The 26,194-nt window shown below is 41.8% G+C and carries 25 protein-coding genes; 8 read left to right on the forward strand and 17 right to left on the reverse strand.

The window, feature by feature from the left end; translation table 11 throughout:
- The first annotated feature begins 15 nt into the window (after nt 1–15).
- Nucleotides 16–846 carry a hypothetical protein gene (locus tag NH153_RS21150; protein ID WP_063707623.1) on the forward strand — a complete coding sequence of 277 codons (831 nt, stop codon included), beginning with the start codon at nt 16–18 and terminating at the stop codon, nt 844–846.
- 260 nt (nt 847–1,106) lie between these two features.
- Nucleotides 1,107–2,324, forward strand: coding sequence for a type III PLP-dependent enzyme (locus NH153_RS21155; RefSeq protein WP_063707626.1), 1,218 nt, complete (start codon nt 1,107–1,109; stop codon nt 2,322–2,324).
- 90 nt (nt 2,325–2,414) lie between these two features.
- Here the strand turns inward: NH153_RS21155 and NH153_RS21160 are convergent, their stop codons facing one another.
- Both NH153_RS21160 and NH153_RS21165 read right to left on the reverse strand, forming a co-directional pair.
- The gene (locus NH153_RS21160; RefSeq protein ID WP_063707629.1) at nt 2,415–3,695 is read right to left on the reverse strand and encodes a flavohemoglobin expression-modulating QEGLA motif protein; all 1,281 of its coding nucleotides are present in this window, start codon (nt 3,693–3,695) and stop codon (nt 2,415–2,417) included.
- A 78-nt stretch (nt 3,696–3,773) separates the two neighbouring features.
- Nucleotides 3,774–4,640 (reverse strand): TlpA family protein disulfide reductase, encoded by an 867-nt coding sequence (locus NH153_RS21165; protein WP_082874132.1) that lies wholly within the window; start codon nt 4,638–4,640, stop codon nt 3,774–3,776.
- 201 nt (nt 4,641–4,841) lie between these two features.
- Between NH153_RS21165 and NH153_RS21170 the strand changes: the two genes are divergently transcribed.
- From NH153_RS21170 to NH153_RS21195, 6 genes are all read left to right on the forward strand, one after another.
- Nucleotides 4,842–5,102 carry a DUF3081 domain-containing protein gene (locus NH153_RS21170; protein ID WP_062567116.1) on the forward strand — a complete coding sequence of 87 codons (261 nt, stop codon included), beginning with the start codon at nt 4,842–4,844 and terminating at the stop codon, nt 5,100–5,102.
- A gap of 7 nt (nt 5,103–5,109) precedes the next feature.
- On the forward strand, nt 5,110–5,409 hold the full coding sequence (locus NH153_RS21175) for a hypothetical protein (protein ID WP_063707636.1): 300 nt from the start codon (nt 5,110–5,112) through the stop codon (nt 5,407–5,409).
- A gap of 77 nt (nt 5,410–5,486) precedes the next feature.
- Nucleotides 5,487–7,082: an AbgT family transporter gene (locus tag NH153_RS21180; protein ID WP_063707639.1), complete on the forward strand. Its 1,596-nt coding sequence runs from the start codon at nt 5,487–5,489 to the stop codon at nt 7,080–7,082.
- A gap of 116 nt (nt 7,083–7,198) precedes the next feature.
- On the forward strand, nt 7,199–8,164 hold the full coding sequence (locus NH153_RS21185; RefSeq protein WP_063707642.1) for a Solitary outer membrane autotransporter beta-barrel domain: 966 nt from the start codon (nt 7,199–7,201) through the stop codon (nt 8,162–8,164).
- Between the two features lie 73 nt (nt 8,165–8,237).
- Nucleotides 8,238–9,974, forward strand: coding sequence for a metal-dependent bile salt hydrolase (locus NH153_RS21190; RefSeq protein ID WP_063707646.1), 1,737 nt, complete (start codon nt 8,238–8,240; stop codon nt 9,972–9,974).
- Nucleotides 9,975–9,993: 19 nt separating this feature from the next.
- The gene (locus tag NH153_RS21195) at nt 9,994–10,512 is read left to right on the forward strand and encodes a protein tyrosine phosphatase family protein (protein ID WP_063707649.1); all 519 of its coding nucleotides are present in this window, start codon (nt 9,994–9,996) and stop codon (nt 10,510–10,512) included.
- 18 nt (nt 10,513–10,530) lie between these two features.
- Here the strand turns inward: NH153_RS21195 and NH153_RS21200 are convergent, their stop codons facing one another.
- The 15 genes from NH153_RS21200 to NH153_RS21270 all read right to left on the reverse strand — a co-directional run bounded on the left by NH153_RS21200 (nt 10,531) and on the right by NH153_RS21270 (nt 26,194).
- Entirely contained in the window at nt 10,531–11,037 is a 507-nt protein-coding gene (locus NH153_RS21200) for an Sbal_3080 family lipoprotein (protein ID WP_063707652.1), read from the reverse strand.
- 24 nt (nt 11,038–11,061) lie between these two features.
- Nucleotides 11,062–13,308 carry a carbohydrate binding family 9 domain-containing protein gene (locus tag NH153_RS21205; protein WP_063707655.1) on the reverse strand — a complete coding sequence of 749 codons (2,247 nt, stop codon included), beginning with the start codon at nt 13,306–13,308 and terminating at the stop codon, nt 11,062–11,064.
- A gap of 221 nt (nt 13,309–13,529) precedes the next feature.
- Nucleotides 13,530–14,831, reverse strand: a complete 1,302-nt coding sequence (locus tag NH153_RS21210) for a DEAD/DEAH box helicase (protein WP_063707657.1) — start codon at nt 14,829–14,831, stop codon at nt 13,530–13,532.
- A 67-nt stretch (nt 14,832–14,898) separates the two neighbouring features.
- Nucleotides 14,899–15,330 carry a hypothetical protein gene (locus NH153_RS21215; protein WP_063707659.1) on the reverse strand — a complete coding sequence of 144 codons (432 nt, stop codon included), beginning with the start codon at nt 15,328–15,330 and terminating at the stop codon, nt 14,899–14,901.
- The gene (locus tag NH153_RS21220; RefSeq protein ID WP_063707661.1) at nt 15,331–16,161 is read right to left on the reverse strand and encodes a MipA/OmpV family protein; all 831 of its coding nucleotides are present in this window, start codon (nt 16,159–16,161) and stop codon (nt 15,331–15,333) included.
- Nucleotides 16,158–17,384: a beta-ketoacyl-ACP synthase gene (locus NH153_RS21225; RefSeq protein WP_063707664.1), complete on the reverse strand. Its 1,227-nt coding sequence runs from the start codon at nt 17,382–17,384 to the stop codon at nt 16,158–16,160. The genes NH153_RS21220 and NH153_RS21225 overlap by 4 nt, the downstream gene beginning before the upstream one ends.
- A complete protein-coding gene (gene fabG, locus NH153_RS21230; RefSeq protein ID WP_063707666.1) occupies nt 17,384–18,109 on the reverse strand; it encodes a 3-oxoacyl-ACP reductase FabG in 726 nt (241 codons plus the stop codon). Before fabG ends, NH153_RS21225 begins: the two co-directional genes overlap by 1 nt.
- Complete coding sequence (locus NH153_RS21235; protein ID WP_063707668.1) at nt 18,106–18,561, reverse strand: hotdog family protein; 456 nt, start codon at nt 18,559–18,561, stop codon at nt 18,106–18,108. Before NH153_RS21235 ends, fabG begins: the two co-directional genes overlap by 4 nt.
- Nucleotides 18,548–19,711, reverse strand: coding sequence for a beta-ketoacyl-ACP synthase (locus NH153_RS21240; protein ID WP_063707670.1), 1,164 nt, complete (start codon nt 19,709–19,711; stop codon nt 18,548–18,550). Before NH153_RS21240 ends, NH153_RS21235 begins: the two co-directional genes overlap by 14 nt.
- 2 nt (nt 19,712–19,713) lie before the next feature.
- Nucleotides 19,714–20,265 carry an ApeN family LolB-like membrane protein gene (locus tag NH153_RS21245; RefSeq protein WP_063707672.1) on the reverse strand — a complete coding sequence of 184 codons (552 nt, stop codon included), beginning with the start codon at nt 20,263–20,265 and terminating at the stop codon, nt 19,714–19,716.
- The gene (locus tag NH153_RS21250) at nt 20,253–21,494 is read right to left on the reverse strand and encodes an NAD(P)/FAD-dependent oxidoreductase (protein WP_063707674.1); all 1,242 of its coding nucleotides are present in this window, start codon (nt 21,492–21,494) and stop codon (nt 20,253–20,255) included. The genes NH153_RS21245 and NH153_RS21250 overlap by 13 nt, the downstream gene beginning before the upstream one ends.
- Before the next feature lie 3 nt (nt 21,495–21,497).
- A complete protein-coding gene (locus NH153_RS21255) occupies nt 21,498–23,717 on the reverse strand; it encodes an MMPL family transporter (RefSeq protein WP_063707676.1) in 2,220 nt (739 codons plus the stop codon).
- Entirely contained in the window at nt 23,714–24,232 is a 519-nt protein-coding gene (locus NH153_RS21260; RefSeq protein WP_063707677.1) for an outer membrane lipoprotein carrier protein LolA, read from the reverse strand. The genes NH153_RS21255 and NH153_RS21260 overlap by 4 nt, the downstream gene beginning before the upstream one ends.
- A complete protein-coding gene (locus NH153_RS21265; RefSeq protein WP_063707680.1) occupies nt 24,232–24,657 on the reverse strand; it encodes an acyl-CoA thioesterase in 426 nt (141 codons plus the stop codon). Before NH153_RS21265 ends, NH153_RS21260 begins: the two co-directional genes overlap by 1 nt.
- A complete protein-coding gene (locus tag NH153_RS21270; RefSeq protein WP_171038295.1) occupies nt 24,650–26,194 on the reverse strand; it encodes an HAL/PAL/TAL family ammonia-lyase in 1,545 nt (514 codons plus the stop codon). Before NH153_RS21270 ends, NH153_RS21265 begins: the two co-directional genes overlap by 8 nt.

Raw genomic sequence — 26,194 nt, forward strand, 5'->3', positions numbered from 1 at the left:
TACACAAGGAAATGTATGAGACTAATTGCGTTTATCGTAATTCTTATTACCCTAAACACAGCAACGGCAACAGAAAAACCCACGCTTACAATTTTGTCTCATGCATATTTTGCCAGCGAAGCAGATAAACTCAGCATTAACCTCCACCTTGCTGCTGTTATCAATCCAGCCCTTGCTGATGAATTCGATATAGACGTCGACTTTACCAATCATGCGCGCTTAATGAAGCGCTTATCAAGTAATGAGGCCAGTTGCACCTTTAACGCAATCAAAACCCCTGAACGAGCAGAATCCATGGTGTTTTCTAACATACCCACCTATATGCATGTACAGCGTCAAATCTATGCACTTAAAAGCACTTTAGAGTCAGGTTCGGCGCCTATTTCTGTCACTAAGCTTCTCAAAAACAAAGGTAGTTTTGGCATTATTGGTTCCACCAGCTATCGCGAACTCGATGAGGTTTTTGCTAATAAACAATACAACGTTGCGGCTATTTACGGAGAAAATGCATTTTTACAACTGAGTCGGCTATTACTTAATAAGCGTATTGATTACATTGTTGCATACAAACAAGCACTTGAAGCGCATATACCTGCCCATGAGTTAAACCAACTCACATCAAGACGAATTGCCGAATATCCTGAATTTATCAATGGCTTTTTTACCTGCAGTAAAACCGCAGCGGGTTATCGTGCTATTGCACTTATCAATGATTATATGAAAAGTGCTGAGATGGCCGCCTATATTCAGCAACTACACAGCAAAAGTAATCACCCTGATGATGCAAAAGCCATGCTCAACATTTATACACAAAGCTATGGAATTCGCTTTGAAAACAGTGACTAAGCCAACTCGATTTGCTGTACAAAAATAACTCGAAATATTATGAAAAAATACTTGCGTAAATAAAAAAGCAGATCTATTATCTCGCCGCTTCTTGATGATAGCCAATCCGAGTACATTACAAACCCTGTTTGTAGCAAGGCGATAGAGCAACTATCCAAGAGTGTATTTGATTGCACAGAACATACTGTGCGCTTAATAACACTCAACTGACTCGGACTTCCATTTTTTTCCGAGCAGTTGCTTAATTGCCGGAGAGTAAAATGGCTATTTCAACACTTACACAAGACTTAACAATCAAAGTACCTGCAGCATCGGTTGCTGCAAACGAACCAGTAGCACAACCTTCAAACCAATTTATTGAACAACTCGTTGCACAACATGGCGCGCCATTAATGGTGCTTGATTGTGAATCAGTTCGTCATCAATACCGTGCATTAAGCCGTGCTTTACCTGGCGTTGCTTTACACTTTGCCTTAAAACCACTTCCTCATCCAGCGGTTGTTCGTACGCTTTTAGAAGAAGGTGCCAGCTTTGATTTAGCAACCAGCGGTGAAGTTGACTTAGTCGCCAGCCAAGGCGTACCCAGTGATCGTACGATTCACACGCACCCAATCAAACGTGATCGTGATATTCGTGATGCACTTGAATACGGTTGTAATGTGTTTGTGGTTGATAACATCAACGAATTAGAAAAGTTCATTGCATACAAAGAGCAGGTTGAGTTACTTGTTCGCTTAAGTTTTCGTAATGCGGAAGCATTCGCTGATTTATCGAAAAAATTTGGTTGTAGCCCAGCAATGGCTATTGAAATCATTAGCTATGCGCAACAATTAGGTATTCGTATCAAAGGGTTGTCGTTCCATGTTGGCTCGCAAACAGCAAGCCCAGCTAAATATGTCACTGCCATTGCTGCATGTAATCAAGTGATTAACCACGTAGCCGCATTAGGATTACCTGCGCTTAGTACGCTTGATATCGGCGGTGGTTTCCCTGTGCCTTACAACAAAGACGTGCTGCCAATTGAAGAATTTTGTGCACCGATTAATGATGCCTTAGCACAGTTACCAGAGACAGTTCGCGTAATTGCTGAACCAGGTCGCTTTATTGTAGCCAGTGCTGTAACCAGCGTTGCATCGGTAATGGGTCAAGCAGTACGTGATGGCAAGCCTTGGTACTATTTAGATGATGGAATTTACGGCTCTTTCAGTGGTTTATTGTTCGATGAAGCTTCATACCCTATCGACTCGTTCAAGCAATCAAACGAACGTGTTGAGTCAGTATTAGCAGGCCCGACTTGCGATAGCATCGACGTAGTAAGTGAGTCAATTATGCTACCAAAATTAAACAATGGTGATTTAATCATCAGCCGTATGATGGGTGCTTACACATTAGCAACCGCAACAGATTTTAACTTCTTCAAACGTGCAGAAGTTATCGTACTGAATGATGTAGTGCAGGTTGACGCACTCACCGGTTAATCGTTTCCTCGACTAAAAGCATGTAAGGCAACATGCTTTAACTCTTAAAATGCAGCTGCTCATTCCAGCTGCATTTTTTTATATATTTATTTAAATAAAGAGTGGTTTGTAATCGTTTTCTAATTGTTCAAACGACAAGTTTCCAATAAAACGTCCAAAGCTTAGCCAAGTTGCTAGGCCTCGTAAGTCTTTAAAGTGTGGTGGAATAAATTTAGGGTCTTCAATCACACCTAAATCATGTAGTTGCGATATCAGTCTAAAATCATCTATTGAGATTTTACCAACCAATAACAAGTGCAGTTGATCAATTCGACCTAACTGAATGGCAACTCGTATAAGGTTATACACCAACACGAAACCTTTGATATAAGCGATATCTTTGGTAAATGGTAAGCCTGTTGCCGTACTGCCTCTAAACACTCGCTGAGTAAGTGTATAACTGTCGTCTTTACTCAAACCTTGCGCTACATAATCACGATAAATATCAACAAACTCCGCACCATCAATAACCTTAGTAATACCTTGAATACGGTTCACTAACTTTGCTAAACGTCGTGGCGTCGACTTTAAGGTAATAATTTCGGTCAATACCGCAAGGCCTTCTTGGGTAACTGTGGAGCTCGGTGTGCCTTTACTTAAACAGGTTAAATAAGGCTGAGCAAGACCGTTTTGCGTGGTTCCGACATGGATCCAGCCTTCATGCACCTCAAGAATATCTAGCTCTCTTTGAGAGAATTTAACATCTTGATTAAGTTTAATATTATTTGCACCTGCCGCGGCGTCACTCACAATACCGTCACTCAGAATAACCTCAACATCGATGCCCGGCATCGTTTGAGCCACTTGTGATGCTAAAATTTTAACCGCGTCTTCTGCATCTATGTTTTTTGGATCATCAGGTAAAATATCCGCATCAAGCATACTCTTTAGCGGCTGCTCAAGCATGGTTGCAAGCTCAGAAAGTGAAGGCTCTCCAGCATGGAATAAATCTTTGGGGTGACCAAACAACTCAACAGACAAATCATGAAATTCAGGGGTACCGCGATATTCAATCATACTAAGTACGGTTTTATATTCAGTACACATTTTGCTCATGTATTGCGCAATCGGGTTTAACTGCCCTAGCTGGCTGATGATATCGCGATTTAAATCAGAGAACGCACGACGTAACTCACTTGGTACAAAACCAAGGTCACGCTGTTGGTAATAGGCTTGATCAACCGTTGGGTTCTTTTGGCACTTATGCTTAAAAAACTCTTCTTTGATTTGTTTATCCCAGTTGATCGCATCAAGGATACGAATGGGTGTTTGCAGTGCGATTAATCGGTCAGATAACTCGCGTGTTTTTGCTAATAATGCCTTATCTATCATGCTCTAGGCTCACTGTGTAATGAGCCTTGAGCATAGGCTAAATTTGCATAATTACAAAGCAAAATCATGCTGTTTTAATTAAAATTTAGCTTTTTTAGAGACTAATTTTCCGTCGTTGTAGAGAAGTAAACTGGGTACCGAATTAATGCCATTTTCGATAAATAAATCATTACCATAATCGATTGAAACCGGCATGGTTGCAGAGAATTTATCAACATATTCTTGCACTGCGCTTTGATCAGTCCACAGCTGACTCACTTTAACCTCGACATCAACTCCTTGCTCTACCAACTGATTAACATGTTGCTGCGCTAATACACACTGCTTTGCCATTGCAGGGCGCGTGTCGGCTAAGTACCAGTCGCACCATGTTGCGGTGAATAGCACAGCTTTTTTGCCTTTATTCGGAATTACCAAAGGAGTGGCTTGGCCTTGCTTTTCGTTTAGTAAGCGCGCTTCATCAACTTTGCCATTGTGTGATAACAAACGTAATGTGTTATCAAGCGGTTTATCTGCTTCGTGGCCTTGAAAAATCACCTTTTTATCACTATCAATCAACACATGAAAAGGGGTGCCCATAAATTCATAATGTTTAGCAACCTGGCCTGTGTGATCAGTAAATATTGGCATAGTGAGTGAAAAACGCTCTTTAACCTTAGCAACAGCGTCTGCATCATCATTAAGGTCAATATTAATAGCCACGAATTGAATTTTATCGCCATATTGCTCATATGCATGCTGAAAATGTGGCATTTGCTCCATACATGGCTTGCACCAAGTCGCCCAAAACTTTAAGTAAACGGGTTTCTTGCCTAAGTAACTGTCAAGTTTAACTATTTGCCCCGCTTCATTTTCTAACACCAAGGGGGCTGTATTTGCTGATATGCTTTTGCTTACAAGCACCAAGCCTGCTAGTAGTATCAGGGGTATAAATTTATATCTCATTGTGCGTCCCTCAAATAAAATCTATCTTAAGTTTAAGATAAGAGAAAATATTGTAAATTTTCGACATCCGCTTACTCAATGTGATTTTACTGATATATCGCAAAGTAAGGTTTTAAAAATACTCAAAACAGTTAATACCTGCATAAAATAACACTAAACTTTTTATAGGTTTGAAACGTATTACATCAAAAAGGAGTCATCATGAAAAATGAGCTAGACGGTAAATTAATTCTTTCTGTGTATGAAAAAATCATTCAACACGGTGAAGATCATGAAGATGGTAAGCTCTATGAAGGTATTTGTGCTTTTTCGGATATCGATGGTTATACGGTATATCTAAAAGGCAGTGGTGTGTTACTACGCTTTGGCTTTCATAATACCTATCACCTTGACTATCAACATGAAAAGAACAAAGAAGATTTTTTAAAGAAAGTGCTTTATATCGCTGAAAAGGAACTGTGAAGAAGTAATGAAACGACGGGTAAAAGCTGAGTCAAAGCAACAGCAAGCGTTTATCAACCAAGTAATTGATGAACTTAAATCTAACCCAGGTAAGTTAGATATCATTCGCGATAATCTTAGTTACTATCGTGAACAACAGTTCCTCAAGCGTGGTTTTCTGCTTGCAATCGAGCGCTTTGATTGGGTATTTGAAGCAAGTAACGATGTAGAGCAAATCTGTGCGCAAATTCTAGCTGATGATTACATTGGCAAACGTTTGCGCCGCTACCCCTTGCTATATAAGGGTGTATTGGAACGTACCTATTAGAACGCCTACCGCTAAAACATGATCTGTCCGGTAAAAAATGCTAGGTTAGCGCCATTTTGAAATAACGAGAACTGGACATGTCAAAAGCAATAAACTCTCACAACACCCATGAGGGTGGTAACAATGGGTTATTTAACCGATTTTTAGCCACCGTTGAATTTTTGGGTAATATGCTACCCCATCCTATCACCTTATTTGCAATGTTCTGCGTTGCTATCATTGTCTTTAGCGGAATTGCCGACTGGTTTGGTTTAAGTGCTATCGACCCACGCCCTGAGGGCGCAGCAGTTCGCGATCCTGATGGTGTAATTGAAGTGGTCAGCCTGCTCAGTGCCGAAGGCCTGCAGCGTATCGTTACCGGCCTTGTTACGAACTTCACCAGCTTTGCACCACTTGGGACGGTATTAGTTGCTCTATTAGGTGTAAGTGTTGCAGAGCACTCTGGTTTACTCTCTGCTGCTATGCGTGGCATGGTAATGGGCGCATCTAAACGCCTAGTTACTTTTATGGTGGTGTTTGCTGCGATTTTATCAAATACGGCATCTGAACTTGGCTACGTCGTACTTATTCCATTAGCAGCCATGATATTCCACAGTCTTGGTCGTCATCCGCTTGCCGGTCTTGCTGCAGCATTTGCCGGTGTTTCAGGTGGTTACAGTGCCAATTTATTACTTGGTACCATAGACCCGCTGCTTGCAGGTATCACCACGCCAGCAGCACAAATGATTGATCCAAATTACCAAGTTGGCGCTGAAGCAAACTGGTATTTCATGATGATCTCAGTATTTTTAATTGCCATTTTAGGCACGTTCGTTACCGAGAAAATCGTTGAGCCACGCCTTGGCAAATACAACCCAGATGAAGCAAGCAATGATTTACCTAAAAATGACATTGCAGGTTTAACCGATAAAGAAAAATCAGGCCTTAAGTGGGCCGGTGTTTCACTGTTAGTGGTGTCATTATTACTTGCTTGGACAATTGTTCCTGAAGACGGCATTTTGCGTAACCCAGAAACAGGCCTTGTTGCACACTCGCCATTTTTAAAAGGCATTGTGGTCTTTATCTTTGTAACTTTCGGTATTCCAGGTTTTGTTTACGGCCGCGTTGTTGGCACCATGAAAAACGATAAAGATGTCATCGATGCCATGAGTAAAAGTATGAGCTCGATGGGTATGTACATTGTGCTGGTTTTCTTTGCAGCACAGTTCGTTGCTTTCTTTAAATGGACCAACCTTGGCACAATATTAGCCATTAACGGCGCCGCTCTATTACAAGCGTTAAACCTAACTGGCCCAGAAGTATTTGTGCTATTCATCTTAATGTGTGCATTAGTAAACTTAAGCTTAGGCTCTTCATCAGCACAATGGGCTGTCACGGCACCTATCTTCGTACCAATGTTAATGCTAATAGGCTATGCGCCAGAAACCATCCAAGCAGCGTACCGCATTGGTGACTCTGTTACGAACCTTATCACCCCAATGATGAGCTATTTTGGCTTGATACTGGCTGTGGCAACGAAGTATAAGAAAGACATGGGGATTGGTACATTGGTTGCGACCATGCTTCCTTACAGCATCATCTTCTTTGTTGGTTGGGTCGCGTTATTCTACTTATGGGTGTTTGTACTGGGCTTCCCAGTTGGCCCTGAATCACCGATTTATTATCAGCCTTAATCTCTTATTCAAGAGATGAAAAAAGCCAAGCTAATGCTTGGCTTTTTTGTACCTGAGATTGTTGAAAACTAACTTTGCGACTATTATTAAGACATTAATTTTTATTGTTATTTTTTATGAAAAAGCAATTTAAGCTGTGGCTTCTCCTGTACGCATTAAATGTATTTAATTTATATGCTAATCCAACCAAACAACTTGAAACCGCATTTGCAACGTCGTTAGTTTTAACGGATGGTGACAGTATTACTTTGGGGTTTGGTGATTTTGATCCGCAAACACTGTTTGACCCGCAACATGCCAGCAAAGATGAAGACAGTATCGCACTTAGAAAGGAGCTTAAGCTCTACAGTATTCCTTACACATGGCAGCTTGATGAGCCTATTTATCAACACAAACTAAGTTTGACCGGCAGAATAAGTTATTTAAATCAATCAGATTTTATCTCTTTGTATGAGAATGTCGCTGACGACTATATTTCAGAAACTGTGTATAACGGGATGCTCGGTTTTAATGCTGAGAAAGCACTTGGCTCTAAATGGTCATATCAATTTGGCTTTAATACTCACTACTTACATTACAACAATGATTATGATTACAACTCCTCTGAATCCAGACGCGACTTACAGCCTTTAGCTGATAACCTTTACACCAACCTCAATAGTAATGCACTGGTGTTAAACCCAAATGCGACTATGATCTATCGACTTCCTAGGTATTGGGGCTATTACGAGTACAAGCTTAACTTTAATTATTACTATGGCTGGGCTCTGTCTCATCCTGATGGGATAAGTAATGCAGCACCAGAGACGTGGCGTACTCTCAATGGTATAAAAGCTAAATTTAACATGTTTAAAATCGGGCCTTTTGAGCAAGCTTTTTATATCAAAGGACAGCGAATTGATTTAGGCGGTGATAGTCGTGTAGCGTTTGGGACCGACCACTTTTATGAATACGGTATTGGCTTTTTATGGGACAGTAGAAAGTGGACATCGTGGTTTGACAACTTTGGAGTGGGTATCAACATTCATAACGGCAGTAGCCTCGATGGCGCTGCTATTGTCTTGTACTTTAATGAAATTTAAGTCCATTTTTTAAAGACAAAATTTTAAAACAGACTATATTCTTAGACATAATTAAAATTCATGGAAGAGTTATATGAAACATCATCTCGCGATCGCTTGTGCATTCCTTGCCTTAACGGCTTGCGATAACCCCCCTGAGCAAACAGCTAAAACCCTACCTTTGCAAGTAAGTGCTGCAGATGCCATTTATTATGGTGGCGATATTCTTACAATGACTGGCGATGAACCAGAATATGCGCAGGCAATCGCAACGCAAGGTGACAAGATCATCTTTGTGGGTGATAAAACTAAAGCACTTGAGCATAAGTTTGGCAAAACAAAGCTGATTGATTTACAAGGTAAAACTTTAATGCCAGGCTTTGTAGATGGCCATAGCCATGTCTATGGTGTTGGTTTGCAAGCTATGGTGGCCAATGTATTACCTAGCCCAGATGGTGATGCCAATAGCGTTGAACAAATTGTTAATATTCTCACCGCCGCACAAAATAACCCTGACTACACTACATTTATTGAAAAAACGGGGGCAATTTTAGGCTTTGGTTACGATGATGCTGAGCTTGATAGATACCCAACTAAAATGGATTTAGACCGCGTGAGCACCGAAAAGCCGGTCATTATCATTCATACCTCAGGGCATTTGAGTGTTGCAAATAGTAAAGCCTTAGCCATGGCTGGCATCGATGAAAACACAGAAAACCCTAAAGGCGGGCTAATTCGTCGTATGCCGAACTCGCAAGAACCCAATGGCGTGCTCGAAGAAAACGCACACTTTGGTTTACTGTTTAAACTCATGCAGTCCTTTGATCCTGACTTACAAGATTTAATGCTCCAAGAAGGACAAAAGCTCTATACAAAATACGGCTACACTACAGCGCAAGAGGGCCGAGCAACTCAAGAAGCCTATGATTCAATGGTAAGGGCATCAAAAGCGGATAAATTCGTGATTGATGTGGTTGCCTATGCCGATATGGCCACCAGCAGCAGTTTTATGGATTCAAGCTATAACAGTAAAAACTACACGAATCATTTTCGCATTGGGGGTGTAAAACTTAACTTTGATGGCTCACCACAAGGTAAAACTGCTTGGTTATCTCATCCTTACCTAAAAGCCCCCGAAGGCCAAGAGCAAGGTTATGCAGGCTACCCTACTTTTAATGATGAACAAGCTTATGAATATGTAGAAACGGCCTTTGCCAATGGCTGGCAAGTGATGACGCATGCAAATGGTGATGCTGCTATTGAGCAGTTCTTAAATGCCGTTGAAAATGCCAATAACAAGCTTGGTAAAAAAGACCGCCGCCCAGTGCTCATTCATGGTCAAACAATTCGTCAAGATCAGGTAAATCGCCTTAAAGAGTTAGGCATATTTCCATCGCTCTTCCCAATGCATACCTTTTATTGGGGCGACTGGCATGTAAATTCGGTACTTGGTCACCCCCGAGCTGATTTTATTTCACCTACTCATGCGGTCCTCGAACAAGGATTAATGTTTAGCACCCATCATGATGCACCCGTGGCCTTGCCAAACGCACTGCGCGTATTAGATGCAACGGTTAACCGTACGACCCGTACAGATCAAGTATTAGGCCCAGATCAACGCGTTTCTGTGTATACTGCCCTACAAGCAATGACGACATGGCCTGCGTATCAACACTTTGAAGAAAGCTCAAAAGGGCAATTAAAACAAGGGATGCAAGCAGATTTAATTATCCTTGATAACAACCCGTTGAAAATAAAGCCCGCAGAGCTACATAACTTACAAGTGTTAGAAACTATTAGCCGTGGTAAAACCGTCTACAGCAAAAATTAAACACACTTTAAGGAGTAACATGAATAAGTTCATACAATTAGCATGTGCTGCGCTGCTGTCTTTTTCTGCATTAGCTGCACAAACAGCTGTAACGCAACTAGATATTTTAAATCTCAAGGCGCAGTCTGAGCATGTATTAACGTCAGGTCAGCCAAATCAAACCGATTTTGCCAAGCTAAAACAACTTGGTGTTGTGAACATTATCAACCTTCGTGGTGATAACGAAACGAATTGGTCTGAGCAAGAGTTAGTCACAGAGCTTGGCATGAACTATTTCCATATTCCTGTGCAATCTAAAGCTGATATTACCATTGAAAACGCCACTAAACTTCAGGCTTTACTCAATGAGCACCAACAACAAACCACCTTACTTCACTGTGCGAGTAGCAACCGTGTTGGCGCTCTCGTTGCGCTATACAATGCCGTAACCTTGAAAAAGCCTATTGAAGAAGCTGTCGAAATTGGTAAGCAATGGGGCTTAAAAAGCCTTGAAGGGGTAGTAAGAAGTAAAGTAAACGAAGAAGTTGGTCAGCTATAAGCTGACCAACATATTATTTTATATTGCTTTTTTCTGGCTTTCTTGTTGTTTCTTGGCTTCAACTTGCTGGAACATTGAATCAACTAATTCGATGATTTTATCGTTTGCATCAATAAACTTATCTAACCCACCACCCGTGCGATAGCTTGCCTGAGCAATTGTTTTAGTTTGGTCAACATTAGTGACCCAAATATTGGCATAGGCCATGTATAGGGCTAAATCCCAATGCCAGTTAGCAACATAAAATGCAATCGCATCACAACCATCTGTGTTAGCAGCTGAAATGTCTGTTTGATACGCTTGATGTTTCATTACATAATTGGCAGGGATAACACGCGTTTGCACATTATGTTTTGCAAAACCAGATTGTAGTGATGCTACAACACCTTCTTTAACTGCTTGGTGCTCTGCAATACACACGGTTTTTGGTTTTTCCGCTTCAAAACGACTTACATCTTGTTTCGCTGCACAACCCGCAAGTACAGTAGCTGCAACTGCAACAGCTGATATTTTTGCAATATTCATTATGATTTTCCTTTTTTATAATTTTTAAAGCTGCCATGCATAGCTTAGTTTAGTGAAGAAGGTACGCTGATCACGCTCAAGACTCTTCAACGAATCATCTTGATACCCTTTATCAGAATACCCTAAATAAAACAGTGTCTGCGAGTTAATTTTGTACGAATACACTAGCTGAGTACCATAATCGCGGTTAGTTTGGCTTACATCAAATCGATAAGCTTCATTGTTTCGATCGACATCTTCAAACTGTAAAACGAGTTTCAGCATCGAGCGCATATTAAATTTATAATAAACACGTAGATCCGTTAAGTTTGCAGTATAAACACGCTCATTTTGCTCGTTATCTAGGTAGCTGTAGCTGTGCTCTAATTGAATCTGCCAATGGTCGTTAATATCCCATGTCATCTCAGGTTCAATGCGCACCATAGTACCGAGAGCGGCATTACTGTAATCGATTTTACTGCCATATTGAGCATACAATAAGAAACGAACATCGCGGATGGGTCTAAAACCGCCGTAGATATAGCCTATGTTTTGGTTAAAGTACTCGCCGGCATAAAACTCATTTCGATGAATAAAACCAATTTCTGTTTGCGATTGCATCTTACCTTTAAAGGTAAAATAGCCATCATATTCTTCTTCGAGTAGGTCGCCATTTTGCGCCCATGTTTTATCCCACTCAACATTGTAACTGTACTCTGTGATTGCATCATCAGCATCACGATACCAGGTTTGCCCACCACCTAATTGTACTTGTTCATAATCAACTTTAGCTTGGTAACCTAAGTCTGAGCGGTATTCTTTACCGATATTTTCGTAATTAGCATAGACTTCGTAATCACGCTTAGTTCTCGTGAATTCAATGGCATAAGCTTGATCGGATTGGTCTTTATCAACGCCATAATAATCCACTAAAAAATCGGGGTTGGTAGTATCTGTAGTTGCTACTTGATACTGCAAACTATCTGATTGATTAAACCAGTAGCTTCCATCTAGAGATAACACCGTATTATGATAATCATCATTTTCACGGTGAGTACTCATCACACCAATCGTACTTTTTTCACCAATATCAAACTGATAACGCCCTGCTACTGCTTGTGTTTTATCTGCAAGATTGGCAAAGCCCGACCCTTGATTCGTCGGAAGTAAGACACTGGTATTCTGATCGTCAGCGTACATAAAGCCATAGCTGTGTGCGCCAGTTTTACCCGTTAATTTTAAACCCACATCAGGTTCAGCAATCATTCGCGTGTATAAAAGCTCTAATTGGCTGGTATTAAAGTAAGAGGCGCCATCTAAAAAGAATGGGCGCTTTTCAGCATAGTAAATTGAGTAAGTGGTATTTACATCAAGTTCAAGTGAATCTGCCTCAACCTGCGAAAAGTCAGGGTTAATGGTGGCATTAATAACCGCATCTTGCGTGACCCCCCAACGTAAGTCCAAGCCCGCTTCAGTATCAATATCACCATTTTGCCAATCACCCGGCACTGTATCTTTGGTATCATGGCGAAGCGCAGTTAATGTTGGCGTAAGCTGAATATTTTGGCTTTCAGTCATGTTGGCAAAGCCTGTGAGTTTATCAAACTGACAAAAGCTACACTTCACATCTCGGTCAAAACCAACGTTCGACATTTGATAATACACATCACGCGGGTAATTACGCCATACTGCAAAACTCCACGTTAACTGGGCTTGATCCTTTGGAAAGCGAAGTGCAGTAAATGGAATACGCATTTCAACCACATACCCATCGTCAGTTATTTGCCCTGCACTATCCCAAATGGCGTCCCATGATGGGTCTTCCGCCCAATCATCGATATCGGTCATGCGCATATCGCCTTGCGCACCCAGTGGGTTTACATAAAACTCATAGCCAGTTCGTTCATCATTGAAGGTATCAATCATCAAGGCAACATTGTCGTCTTGCCAGAGTGTATCGCGGTCTCGAAGGGCGGCACGAATTTGCGAAGGGTCATTATCTTTTGCAATAAAACCAACATACAAGTATTTACCATCTTCATACATGTAAGCATCAGTTTGAACGAGAGGCGTACCTTTTTCAGTTGGTTCATTTTGATATTTTAGTGGCACTTTTGTAGCGTATTGCCAGTGCGATTCATCCATCACACCATCAACGCTAATCGACTCTTTAATATGGGCAAGGGAGAATTCTGCTTTATCAAATGCATTAGCATAAAAAGGCACACTAGCAACACTGAGTAAAAATGTAGGGGCGATTATTTTATTTATTATTCTTTTTAAGTACTGCATAAACATCCATTTAGATACTGGCGCGTTAGAAACGCTACTTGACTGATTTCAAAGCGATTGTAATTCAGCAAGGTACATTTGTTAATCTTATTTTCAATTTAACGTCATAAAATTTAACAAAACACTCCATTTGTACTAATAACAGAGCCAAAAAAAGCCCCATAGCCAAACAGCAATGGGGCTTTTTTATAGAAGCTCTTATCGTTTGTTATCGAAATTCATTACTTTTTAAGGCTTAATTTATTGCCTTTCAAAGATTTGCGAACATTTGCGATACGTGAACGATTCTTCGCACGCGCTTCACCCGTAGCCTGACCTGAAGCCTTATTTGTACGGCTACGGCGTAAATGCGACGGCTTTTTACCAATTTTATCAATCAGTACTTCACGGCTGCTTACTTCGTAACCTGGTAAAACAACACGCTTGATGCGCTGTCCGATTAGCTTTTCGATATCAAATAAAGTGTTTTCTTCTTCACGGCTGACAAACGAAATAGCTTGACCCGGCTTACCAGCACGACCTGTACGGCCGATACGGTGCACGTAGTCTTCTGCAAGCCAAGGTAGGTCGATGTTGATCACACGTGGTAAACCTTCAATATCAATACCACGGGCAGCCACTTCGGTTGCGACCAGCACACGAACTTTACCTTCTTTAAACTCGCGCAAAGCGCGGCGACGATTACCTTGGGTTTTATCACCATGACAAACAACCGCTGGAATACCATCAAGGTTAAGCTCTTTTACAAGCTCATCAGCAGTCTCTTTCATGTTTACGAAAACAAGTACCTGCTGCCAATTTTTCTTACCAATCAATTCAGATAAAAGTTCTTGCTTTCGGCGCTCTTCAACAGGATAAACAACGTGTTGCACTGTTTCTGCGGTACTGTTTGTTTGATCGACACGAATGATTTCAGGCTGCTTTAGTACTTTACTCGCAAATTGTTTAATTGCAGCAGGGAAAGTGGCAGAGAACAACAAGATTTGACGCGCTTCATCACAGCTATTTATAACCGTTTGCATATCGCTGATAAAACCCATGTCTAGCATACGGTCAGCTTCATCAAGCACTAAATGCTTAACATTAGCTAAGCTGATGTTACCTAAACGAATATGATCAAGTAAGCGCCCTGGCGTTGCAACCACGATGTCAACACCCGCTTTCAAATCGTTAGCTTGACCCGCTAAATTGATACCACCAAACAAGCACACTGTTTTGAGTTCAGTGTATTTTGCAAACGCTTTAAAATTATTAGCGATTTGTTCAGCTAACTCGCGAGTAGGTGCAAGCACTAATGCACTCGGTGCATTATTTTCACTAACCGCTGATTCTGATAATTTTTGGATAAGTGGTAAAGCAAATGCTGCGGTTTTACCCGTGCCTGTTTGCGCACTAACAAGTACGTCTTTGCCTTTTCTTACCGCAGGAATTGCACTACGTTGAACGGGAGTAAGCGTTTCGAAATTAAGCTCTTCTAATGCCTGTAAAAGCTCAGAAGAAAAACTAAATGATTTAAAATTCATGCTGTATAACCTGCGGCCATCATATCAAGGGTCGCAAATTATACAGAAAAAAAATGACTTTAGTTAGTTATAACTTAACTAAAGTGCCTTTTAATGCCACGCCAGCAACAAATGTGCCCGCACCACATTGATATTCTGTTTGGCTGACAAACTCACGCTTCTTGTAATACGACTGAATATTTACAACTGCATTCATGCCTTCACGAACAGCACGCTCTTGTAATGCTTTTAAAGCACTGAGCATTACCCATTCACACGCCTCTCGGTCAGTTTTATTAAATGCGTTGGTTTTCTTGTTGGTGATAACTTCACCATAATTGGTTTTAATGCTGGTATGACTTTGATCAGCAAAATACAGCGGAATATCTAACAGCGCTTGTTTCGCTTTGGTGGTTTCAAGTAGTGCTTGTACAGGTAGCGTTTGTATATCATCACGTGCAAAACTGTTTGTTGAAAACAAACAAGCCGCTAAAACACATGCAAGGGGCAATAACTTCATTTAAAAATTCCTTCTATAAAACTTCCATGCAACACCAAAACCGACCGAAACATTATAATCTTGCTTCACGAGTGGGCTTGCATCTTGTTGACTGTTAGCAAGGTGATGATATTTAACAAAACCACCTAACCAATACTTTGGTGTGTCAAAATGTACCCCAATTGATACATCAGCGCCAGAAAAACCTGAACGACTTGAGTATGCTTGGCGAGTTTCATTGCTATGTAAGTCACTCACTCCATAGTAGTAATCAAGGTATTTATCGCTAGCAAAGTTGATATTGCCACGAAACGCTAATGAAAATTGTGAATCCGCTTTTTCGATGATCGGCACTCGATAATACACACTTGGCCCATAACGCCAGCCAATATCATCAATACCTGAGAAATCTGTCGCAATGGCTTTGCGTGCAAACAGGCTTAAATACAAATGCTGTTTAGCGTTTGGTTCACCTATTAGGTAGTAATTAAGTGAAGGCCCTAATTCAAACACCCAATCTAGATCATCCATACCTTCTCGGGCTTTGTTGTCTTCACTGTCAACTGCAAGACCTACGTTGGCAGATAAATCTAAATGGAGGTTTTCTTGCTGCCACAAAAAGCCAGTGAAGTTATTGCGGTCGATGGCCATTTTATCGCTTTGATAACGAAAATAAGGCACAGGCAATAGGTATTGCTCACTTTCATCTGAACCTAAATAATGCGGGATATCAGCATAAAAAAGGCCTGCACCGAACTCCATTTTTGCAGTGCCCTTTTCTACACTATCTTCTGCAGCATAAGCATTAAAAGTTAGAATAAATAAAATACTTATGATGCTGCGCTTGATCATGCTTGCCACTTTTTAAAGATTAACGAGGTATTGATGCCACCAAACGCAAAGTTATTACTCATAATGTAATCTGTTTGCATTTCACGGCCATTGCCCTTGATATAATCTAAATCAGCACACTCAGGATCGACATCCGTTAAATTGATAGTAGGTGCAAACCAACCATCATTCATCATATTGATACTTGCCCATGCTTCAATGGCGCCACACGCTCCTAAGGTATGACCTAAATAGCTTTTTAATGAACTAATAGGTTTCTTGCCAAGGGCATTGAAAGTCGCCAGAGACTCCGCAATATCACCCCGATCTGTTGACGTACCATGAGCATTCACATAGCCAATTTGATCCGCTGTAAGCTGTGCATCATTAAGGGCCATTTCAATAGCCACTTGCATTGTTTCTGCGGTAGGTTGCGTAACATGTTGACCATCTGAGTTACAACCAAAACCAACTAGCTCCGCATAAATGGTCGCTCCACGTGCAAGGGCATGCTCATACTCTTCTAAAATCAGTGTGCCTGCACCTTCACCAATAACCAGACCATCACGATTTTGATCAAATGGTCGTGGCGTGCTTTTCGCAGCATCATTTTTTGTGCTGGTCGCGTACAAGGTGTCAAATACAGCGGCTTCTGTAATGCATAACTCTTCTGCACCACCAGCCACCATGGCTTTTTGACGGCCATACTTAATCGCTTCGTAGGCATAACCAATACCTTGCGACCCCGATGTACAGGCAGAGCTGGTAGTGATCACGCGGCCTTTTAAACCAAAAAAGACACCCACATTCACAGGCGCCGTATGTGCCATCATCTGGATGTAACTGGTGGCCGTTACGCCCGTCATTTCACCGGTTTCCATCATTTTTGCAAAAGCCAGTAATGGTGGCGTTGACCCCGTTGACGAGCCAAAAGCAATCCCTGTAGAACCGTCGGTTAGACTTGGGTGGTCTAATAGCCCAGCTTCTTCTAAAGCAAGCTCTGTAGTACGGGTCGACATCAAAGCAACACGCCCCATTGAGCGAACTTGTTTACGCTTATAATGGCTTGGTTTAGTAAAATGAGTAACTGGTGCCGCTAGTCGAGTGTTTAATTCTGGCGCCACATCCCAATCAGTCATGTACTGAACAGCATTTTCACCTTTTTGCAAAGCGGTTTTAAACTCGCCCCAGGTATCACCTAATGCTGTGATAGCAGACATGCCTGTAACAACAACACGCTTCATTACACCATACCGCCATTCACAGAAATAACTTGGCGGGTGATATACGCGGCGTCATCGGAACACAAGAACGACACAGTGCCAGCTACTTCATTAACAGAACCCATACGTTTTAATGGGATCATTTTTAGCATTTCATCAACCGGTAAATCGTCTGTCATTTCGGTTTCGATTAACCCTGGTGCCACGCAGTTAACGGTGATCTTACGTTTTGCAAGCTCAAGCGAAAGTGCTTTGGTCGCACCAATAATGCCCGCTTTAGCGGCACTGTAGTTAACTTGCCCGCGATTACCAGCAATCCCTGATACTGACGCCATAGTGACAATACGGCCACCTTTACGACCTTGCACCATTGGCATCACCGTTGGATGCACTACATTGTAAAATCCGTCAAGGCCAGTACGGATCACTTTATCCCAATCATCACCTTGCATCGCAGGAAACGCCATATCATTCGTGATACCTGCATTACAGATCACCCCATAATACGCACCGTGCTCGGCAATATCAGCTTCAATTTGTTGTTTAGCAAGTTCTCTATCGCAAACATCAAATTGCAATAAGCTTGCATGACGACCAAGCGCACTAATTTCTTCACAGGTTTGCTCTGCTTCAGCCACGCCACTGCGACAATGAACAGCAATATCAAAGCCATCGTTAGCTAGTCTCAGTGCGATTGCTTTGCCTATACCGCGGCTTGAGCCGGTGACTAAAATACGTTTTGTCATTGATTTTCTCTTATAAACTGCATGGGGTCTTGTGGTTGAAACACATTGATTTTTGCTTCTGCTAAGCATGTTTCATCGCTATGTATTTGACACTCAAATACACTTAACCCTGATTCTTCTTGATATAATTTTGTCACCGAGACTTTAAGCGTTTGCTCGTTTTTAAATACCGGTGCATAGGTTTTATATTTGCGCGTGCCAATTAAAAAACCAATTTGTACTTCATTCCCTTTGTCTTTTGCCAGCGCACCCGCATAAGCTGCGATAGTTTGCGCCATATATTCACAGCCAATATAACTGGCAACCCCATTTAAGCTTTCGTCATAAAACGGGCTGTGTGAACTTATATCCACTTCACAACAACCTGACTCTTCGCTGTAACTAGATAAGCGATTGAGCAATATCATTGGTTCACTATGAGGGACTACTTGCTCAATTTTATAGTGATTCATTTAGATGTCCTAGTACTACACTGACATTATTGCCACCAAAGGCAAACGAATTTGATAAACAGGTGTTAATTTCTGCCGTTTCTGGTTGTGTTATTAAACCAATTTCAGCCAATGATTCGTCTTTGATCACCTGATTACATACTAATTGATTAAACTCTGGGTAGGCCAAATAGAGCCAACATAATCCAGCTTCTAAGGCACCTGCAGCGCCTAGGGTATGGCCGGTCAAATGTTTAGAAGAGCTCACTTTAGTATCTTTGCCAAATACCTCACTGATTGCCAGAGATTCCATCGCATCATTTTGCGGTGTGGCTGTTCCATGGGCATTAATGTAGTCGATATCTGAAGGCGTTAAATTCGCGTCTTGCAATGCCATTGTCATCGCTGCGATTGCGCCAGAACCATCTGCAATCGGAGCTGAAATATGGTGGGCATCGGAGCTTTCACCACCACCTAAAAAAGCAATACTTTGTTTTGTGTGCTGCTCTTTACTCATAACAAATAACGCTGCGGCTTCACCAATATTGATGCCTGACCTGTCGCCGCTAAATGGCTTACAGATTTCATCGCTGATCGAAGATAACGAATCAAAGCCATTGATAGTGAGTTGGCACAAGCTATCTACCCCACCACAAATTACCACATCGGCTAAATCAGCACTGAGTAAGGCACGCGCACTAATAAGCGCCTTGGCACTTGAACTACACGCAGTTGAAATGCTGTAACTTGGCCCCTTCGCAGCGAGTTTTTTAGCAATATAATTGGCGGGTGCAACGAGCGCTTGGTCGTAATAATCAAATTCCTCTGGCCACTTTCCCTTCGCTGCGTGGGCTTTTCGGCCTCTCTCACCTTCTTGAATTGCAGCAGTACTGGTACCAATCACCACAGCAATACGGCTACTCGGAATGTCTATGTTTGCTAATGTGTCAGCAATTTGCGCCAGCGCTAAATCGATTAGCTGATAAAATCGCATTGATGCTGTTAATGGCAGTTCATCAACCAAACCCACAAAGGTTGGGCGCTGCTCAAATGCAAGCGACGTCACCTCTGTGAGTGTTTGTTTAGGTTGCAAGCTGATACTTTGCATCGTTTGTTGATGACCAACCCCCAATGCACTAACAATACCTAAGTCGTTAAGCCAAAATGGCATAATCAATTAACCCTTTGAAATTTAATTTTATAATCTCGCTGAAAGTTTACAAGTTCTGTTGCACCGTCTAAATAGCGAATTTCACTAATTAACTGCTCACCCTGATATAAGCGTCGCGTTGAGCCTTGTTCAACCAAGTTCAAGCCATAAAGCTGCGAGTTAAGCACAGTAACCGGCCAGTGTACAAGCATGATATCAGCAAGAATATAGCGAGGATCAACCGCACTGATAGGAAGCATTTTTTCGCTTTTAATTGGCCCTAGTGGCGCTTTTTCTAACTGAAAAATTGGCATACCTTGAGCCGTCATAACAGCCAAGTTAATACCCGTTTCACTGTTTAAACTCAGTTGCGCTAGTAATGTATGCTGCTCATCGCCATGGCGTACTTCAAGCACTTGCTGCCAATTATCGGCAACTAATGACGGCGGTGGATCAAGCAAATAAATCCCTGCATTTGGCGCTAAATCAACGCCCGTTTTTACTGCAAATTCACTGGCACAACTTGCCACTAATATGCTCAAAGATAAGAGCAAAGAGCGTGTTAGTCGCGACATAATTCAACCAACGTATTTAAGCGTTTGTTGCTTTGTTTTACAAATGGGTTTTGTAAGTCCCATGCATAACCGGCAAGAATAGCACTGATCATCTCGCGCACTTGTTGGTTTTTCTCACTGTAAAAAATCACGTCTTGAAAAGAGCCATCATACCAAGCACTGACGTAGGTTCTAAAGCAATTAACCCCTTGTTGCAAAGGCTCACTGTAATCGTTTTTGAAATCAACTTGCTCACCACGTAAGTAGCTATCAACTAAAGGAGCGACCAATGAGGCTGATTTTAATGCAATCGTCACCCCAGATGAAAATACCGGATCTAAAAACTCACCGGCATTACCAAGTAGTGCAAAATGTTCACCATACAAGCTCGACACATTAGCCGAATAGCCTTTGATAGCACGCGCTTCGCCAATTGCTTCACGATTGGCTAATAACTCACTTAAATAGCTATCTTGTTCAATAAATTCATTTAAACCAGCGAGTGGTTGTTTATCCTCAAGCTGCTCTGGTTTACCAACGACACCAATGCTTGCCGTACCATCACTAAATGGGATCAGCCAATACCAAATATCTTTATGCTCTGGGTGAACGTTAATTAAGATTTTTTCGCGGTCAAACTGTGTATCGCTAATATTATCTTTAAAATGGCTGAAAAAAGCCCAACGTACTGGGAAATTTGATGCTGACTCTAAATCAAGTAAGCGAGGTAATACTCTTCCAAAACCACTGGCATCAAGTACAAAACGCCCTTTAATTTGATAGCCTTGCTGGTTTTCATCCGTAACTTCAAGTAAAGCGCCATCCTCACAATCGGTGAACGCTAACACGCTATGTTGGTAACGTATTTCAGCCCCTTGCTGCATGGCACCATCGGCTAAGCATTTATCAAAGTCAGCACGTTTTACCTGAAAAGTCGTGCCAGGGCCTTCGCTAAATTTCTCAGTAAAATCGATTGTTGTGTGGTCGCCCCGACGCTGAAACGCCGCACCATTTTTAAACTGAAAACCAAGCGATTGTGCCTGTGTTTGCACCGCTTGCTCAAGGCCTGCTTCTGCTAAAAAGCTCATGCACTGGGGTAATAAACTTTCACCAATCGAAAAACGCGGAAAGGTTTGCTGCTCTAACACCACCACATGCCAACCTTTTTTCACCAGTAAACTGGCAGCCACGGCACCTGAAGGGCCCGCACCAATAATAACAACATCAGCCTGTTGAACTTGATTATTCACCTATTATTTTTCCTTATTTTTAGGTAATGCAATACTAAGCGGCGCAAAGATATAGATACAAACTAGCCCCACTAATACCGTTAATCCGAAACTGAAAATGGCTGGCGTTTTCGAAACGGCCAACATGCCAAATACCCACATCGATGATGCCGCTGACAAACTAATTGCGAGTACATTGCTCGGGCTTAAATTATTAACCTGATAAAACACCAAGTAATCGATTGCCAACGCTAATATCAATAAACAGCCTAACAAATTAAAAATCGATAGCTGAGATTGCAGCGCACTGCATAGTAGCAGTACAGCTGCGGTAGTTAGTACAAGTACTAACGTTTGCTTACACGCCGTTTTAAAACCAAATTTAACGCTAAAGAGTAGTAACGCAAAGGTCATCGCAATGGCCAGTGTCACCAGTAGCGAATTTGAGTAATGACTTAAACCTTCGCTTATCATCGCGACTTTATCGTAAACAATTAAATCTGGGTAAGCGTTGGTTAAATCCATCAGCTCGGTTTTATTTACACCCGTTACCATAAACCAGCTTGCGGTTAGTGTATTGTTTGAGATCACTTGGTTAGCGATTAACGGCGCTAACGGAGAATTAAGTGCCGCGTTTAAATCAAGCATTGGTGTTGAGAGCTCAACGGGCATCCCTGTCATTTGGCTAACCACACTCATCGCTTGCTGGGCCGAATGCATTTGCGCATAGTTTTGCTGTTGTAATTGTTTACTAGGCACTAAGTCACTAAGCATCAAGACACGGCCATTAAGACCGCGAATAGTTGCTTTTAATGCTTCTTGTTGTACTAATAACTGCTGCGCATTATCGGCAAATAAAATCATGATTTGGCCATTATCCTTACCTAATAAAGACATATGCAAAGCTTCGTTTTGCATTAAGTCAGCAGGACTTGCATTTAACAGCTTTACATCATCATTAATCACAGGGGGTTTTAGTAAAGCAAAGGCACTTAATAGCACTAACATCAGCATACTGAGTGCGACGCGGTAATGCGTTAAGCGTTTTAAATAACCACTTAACATGTTTGCTAACTGATGCGCAGCAGTGTTAATGGTTAATCCTGTTTGCCAATAAGGCAATAAGATACGTGTGCAGAGCCAAGCTGTAACTAGCCCTGCAACAACAAACACGCCCACTTGACTGAGTAACTGCACCGGTGAGAAAAACAAACTCGCGTAACCGAGTGTGGTGGTTAGTAACGACAACAAAAGCGCCAGTTTGAGCCCTTGGCTAAAACCTTGTGGCTGCTCAGTTAAATCAAGCATGCCATGAAATGCATAATCAATGGCAATACCAATCAGTGTCACGGCAAACACCATGGTTAATACATGGATTTGACTAAAAATACAGATCAGCGCAATGGTGCCGCCAATAGCGGCGCTTATCACGGTTACATAGGCCAGCCACAATGCATTGATCGAGCGAAACACCCACACCACCATCACAATAAGCGCCAGCAAGCTCACCGAACCAAACAAGGTCATTTCAAATTTGGCTTGCTGCGCATTTGCTGCGGTGTGAAATAAAGCACCAGCATAACGAATTTGTGTATCGGGATAGCGGCTTTCAAGCTCAGCGATATAGGCAACAATCTCATTGCTTAAAGCTATTGATTGATTTATTGAAAAGGCATTGTCAGCACTTTGCACGAATAACATTAAATACTCATCACCTTGATAGTTAATGTTAATTCGGCCATCTTGCAGCTCAAATTGCTGCATGTGTGCCATAGCCTCAGATAAGAACCCCGCTGTGGCAAGTGAAGGGTCTTGGTTGATAGTACTTGAAACAAAAGGATCAGCGACTTTACTCAATTGGCTAAAGTAATACTGTTGAAAGCGATTAGCATCGCCAATCGCTTGCTTATATTCCTCGGAAACTAAATGCCCTGCGTACTGACCGTAAAATGCTGCCAACTGGGATATTTCTGGTAACTTAAAACGAGGCTCAATATGTTTACTCGCCAGCCACTGTTCTAAATTATCATAAGCTTTTACTGCATTTTCACCACGAAAAGAAAAGCTCAACTGCTGTTTATTAGCCGCAAAAAAGTGTTCTTCGACTTGCTGTAAACGCGGTTCTGACTTTGGCAACAAAGCCAAAATATCATTATTCAACGTCGGCTGTTTTAGAATAAAAACAACCACTAAGGCGCTAACTAATAGGCTTAGCCAAGCAAGCGTTAGGCCCCATGCTTTCACTGTTTTTGCTCTTTATGAGGATAAGCAAAGCGTAATACCGTAAAGTTACCACTTGCTTCTTGCAGACGCACACGGCTCACTTGCTCTGCTGCTTCACATAATTCGAACTGACTAAATAGCTGCTTTAGCAAGTCATCTTTAGGTAATAAAGTCTGACAACCGGGCTCTGCATGCTCTGCCATCGTAAATTGCTCAGCAAGTGCAACTTCATCATGCTTTAAAATCGCTTGCAGTAAATTAACGTATGGCTCCGCGCCTTTTTGTAGCTGCGGCTCACCTTGATCGTTAAGGGTATATACTTGCCCTTGCTTGATTAATAGCGTGCTTTTAACCGGAGATTCAACCTGCCAAGTGAGGCCATCTTCAGCAAGTTCAAACGAACCTGTTGAAATAAAAGGTTTATTGAATCCTTTAAAATGCTTTTCTTGGCTAAATGTGCCTTGCTCTGTCACCGCGCTTGATGCAAACACAGGGAAAAGAACTAGCACACTCAGTAACAACACGCTTAATCGCATTAAATCACCTTTTGAAGTTTTTCATGTAGTACAGGCGGCGAAACAAACTGCATTTCTTTATTCTCTATATCAACCGCAACTTGGATAGTCGTTGCTTTGGTTAACTTTTTACCTGTAGCACAATCAGTGATTACGTAATCAATACGTAATCGTGTTTCATATTCTTTTAAGTAGGCATCAACGCGGATTTTTTGTGTAAACAATGCAGAGCCGACGTACTTAATATGCATGTCAATAATCGGCCACGCATAGCCAGATTCTTGCATTTGCACATAATCATAATCAAACAAACGCAGTAATTCGCACCGCGCGACTTCTAAATAGCGCGGGTAATTACCATGCCATACCACATTCATTGGATCGCAATCATGAAAAGGAATTTCAATCTCAACATGAGTGCTCAACAACGAGCCTCTACTATGCATATAAACTCCAACGTTTTGTTTGAATAGCGTCAACCGTAAAGCGAAGAACAGCCTCTAGAGGACGGTCTTCATCAAGCAGCGGGAAAAACTCGCTAATGTCTTGATACATACTTTGTACATCACTGGTTAAACTGGCAAATTCAAGCTCACCGCTTTTAATACGTAAACGCAAACCTTGAATACTTGCAAGCAAGGTACTTGCAACCACTTGCTCAGTAAGCTGTAAGATACGTAAGCAATCTCGTGCAGCGATGGTTCCCATGCTCACTTTATCTTGGTTGTGACACTCGGTTGAACGAGAAAACACACTTGCTGGCATGGTTAGTTTTAATGCTTCAGCCGTGTATGCACTGGCACCAATTTGTACCGCTTTAAAACCATGGTTAATGTAACGACGTTCATCATTACTCGCCGATAGATTAGAAGGTAAACCATTGTTATAGCGCGTATCAACTAAGGATGCGATTTGTCTGTCTGCTAAGTCGGCTAAATTAGCAACAGCGGTTTTCATGCTATCCATAACCATTGCAATATGACCGCCATAGAAGTGACCACCATGCAATACGTGTTCACCTTCGCCATCGATAATTGGATTATCATTTGCCGAATTTAGTTCATTTTCAATCATTTGCCTAAACCACGGCAAACTATCTTGCAGCACACCAATAACATGTGGAGCACAGCGAATTGAATACCTATCTTGTAAGCGGTCAGCATTACGCGGGTGTTCTACATGGTTTAAATCTCCACGGATCCATGCAGCTACTTGCTGTTGCCCTGGATGTGGCTTCACCGAAAACAAAATATCATCAAAGTGATGACTGTTACCTTTTAATGCAAGGCTTGCAAGGGCTGTTATACGGCTGGTCAGTTTGGCTAGATAATCAGCTCTATCATAAGCAAGACATGCCAAAGCTGTCATAACGGCCGTGCCATTCATGACTGCCAGCCCTTCTTTCGGGCGCAGCTTTAATGGCTTTAAGCCAAGTTCTTGCATCACCTCTAGACTGTTTTTAATTTCGCCTTTGTAATAAACATCTCGCTCGCCAACCATAGCACCAGCTACATACGAAAGCGGCGTTAAATCACCACTGGCTCCCACTGACCCTTCTTGTGGGATCACCGGTACAATATTGTGATTTAAAAAGTCACGTAATAAATTCAACATCTCCCAGCTAACGCCAGAATACCCTTGCGAAAGCGAGGTTAAACGGGTCGCTAAAATAGCGCGCCCTTGGGCTTGATTAAACACATCGCCAAGACCACAACCATGAAATCGAGTAAGATGCAGTGGTAACTCATTGACTAAATCAAGTGGCACTTTTACGGTTACCGAGTCGCCATAACCTGTGGTAACGCCATATATCACGCCATCATCTTCAAGCAGCTTATCTAAAAACGCGACGGCGCTGTCTATTTTATTCGCAAATTGACGGTCTGATGTTAACGCTACAGCACCTTGCTCTAATGCAATATGAACAATATCTTCGATTGATAAACGCTGTTGGCCAAATACGGTAGTCGAGTGCTCTGACAC

Source organism: Pseudoalteromonas gelatinilytica (assembly GCF_001641615.1).
GTDB classification, from domain to species: domain Bacteria; phylum Pseudomonadota; class Gammaproteobacteria; order Enterobacterales; family Alteromonadaceae; genus Pseudoalteromonas; species Pseudoalteromonas gelatinilytica.

What these genes read in the sequence shown, in the direction of transcription:
- NH153_RS21150 (WP_063707623.1), top strand. Translation starts at nt 16, where the DNA reads ATGAGACTAATTGCGTTTATCGTAATTCTTATTACCCTAAACACAGCA.
- NH153_RS21155 (WP_063707626.1), top strand. Translation starts at nt 1,107, where the DNA reads ATGGCTATTTCAACACTTACACAAGACTTAACAATCAAAGTACCTGCA.
- NH153_RS21160 (WP_063707629.1), bottom strand. Translation starts at nt 3,695, where the DNA reads ATGATAGATAAGGCATTATTAGCAAAAACACGCGAGTTATCTGACCGA.
- NH153_RS21165 (WP_082874132.1), bottom strand. Translation starts at nt 4,640, where the DNA reads ATGAGATATAAATTTATACCCCTGATACTACTAGCAGGCTTGGTGCTT.
- NH153_RS21170 (WP_062567116.1), top strand. Translation starts at nt 4,842, where the DNA reads ATGAAAAATGAGCTAGACGGTAAATTAATTCTTTCTGTGTATGAAAAA.
- NH153_RS21175 (WP_063707636.1), top strand. Translation starts at nt 5,110, where the DNA reads ATGAAACGACGGGTAAAAGCTGAGTCAAAGCAACAGCAAGCGTTTATC.
- NH153_RS21180 (WP_063707639.1), top strand. Translation starts at nt 5,487, where the DNA reads ATGTCAAAAGCAATAAACTCTCACAACACCCATGAGGGTGGTAACAAT.
- NH153_RS21185 (WP_063707642.1), top strand. Translation starts at nt 7,199, where the DNA reads ATGAAAAAGCAATTTAAGCTGTGGCTTCTCCTGTACGCATTAAATGTA.
- NH153_RS21190 (WP_063707646.1), top strand. Translation starts at nt 8,238, where the DNA reads ATGAAACATCATCTCGCGATCGCTTGTGCATTCCTTGCCTTAACGGCT.
- NH153_RS21195 (WP_063707649.1), top strand. Translation starts at nt 9,994, where the DNA reads ATGAATAAGTTCATACAATTAGCATGTGCTGCGCTGCTGTCTTTTTCT.
- NH153_RS21200 (WP_063707652.1), bottom strand. Translation starts at nt 11,037, where the DNA reads ATGAATATTGCAAAAATATCAGCTGTTGCAGTTGCAGCTACTGTACTT.
- NH153_RS21205 (WP_063707655.1), bottom strand. Translation starts at nt 13,308, where the DNA reads ATGCAGTACTTAAAAAGAATAATAAATAAAATAATCGCCCCTACATTT.
- NH153_RS21210 (WP_063707657.1), bottom strand. Translation starts at nt 14,831, where the DNA reads ATGAATTTTAAATCATTTAGTTTTTCTTCTGAGCTTTTACAGGCATTA.
- NH153_RS21215 (WP_063707659.1), bottom strand. Translation starts at nt 15,330, where the DNA reads ATGAAGTTATTGCCCCTTGCATGTGTTTTAGCGGCTTGTTTGTTTTCA.
- NH153_RS21220 (WP_063707661.1), bottom strand. Translation starts at nt 16,161, where the DNA reads ATGATCAAGCGCAGCATCATAAGTATTTTATTTATTCTAACTTTTAAT.
- NH153_RS21225 (WP_063707664.1), bottom strand. Translation starts at nt 17,384, where the DNA reads ATGAAGCGTGTTGTTGTTACAGGCATGTCTGCTATCACAGCATTAGGT.
- fabG (WP_063707666.1), bottom strand. Translation starts at nt 18,109, where the DNA reads ATGACAAAACGTATTTTAGTCACCGGCTCAAGCCGCGGTATAGGCAAA.
- NH153_RS21235 (WP_063707668.1), bottom strand. Translation starts at nt 18,561, where the DNA reads ATGAATCACTATAAAATTGAGCAAGTAGTCCCTCATAGTGAACCAATG.
- NH153_RS21240 (WP_063707670.1), bottom strand. Translation starts at nt 19,711, where the DNA reads ATGCCATTTTGGCTTAACGACTTAGGTATTGTTAGTGCATTGGGGGTT.
- NH153_RS21245 (WP_063707672.1), bottom strand. Translation starts at nt 20,265, where the DNA reads ATGTCGCGACTAACACGCTCTTTGCTCTTATCTTTGAGCATATTAGTG.
- NH153_RS21260 (WP_063707677.1), bottom strand. Translation starts at nt 24,232, where the DNA reads ATGCGATTAAGCGTGTTGTTACTGAGTGTGCTAGTTCTTTTCCCTGTG.
- NH153_RS21265 (WP_063707680.1), bottom strand. Translation starts at nt 24,657, where the DNA reads ATGCATAGTAGAGGCTCGTTGTTGAGCACTCATGTTGAGATTGAAATT.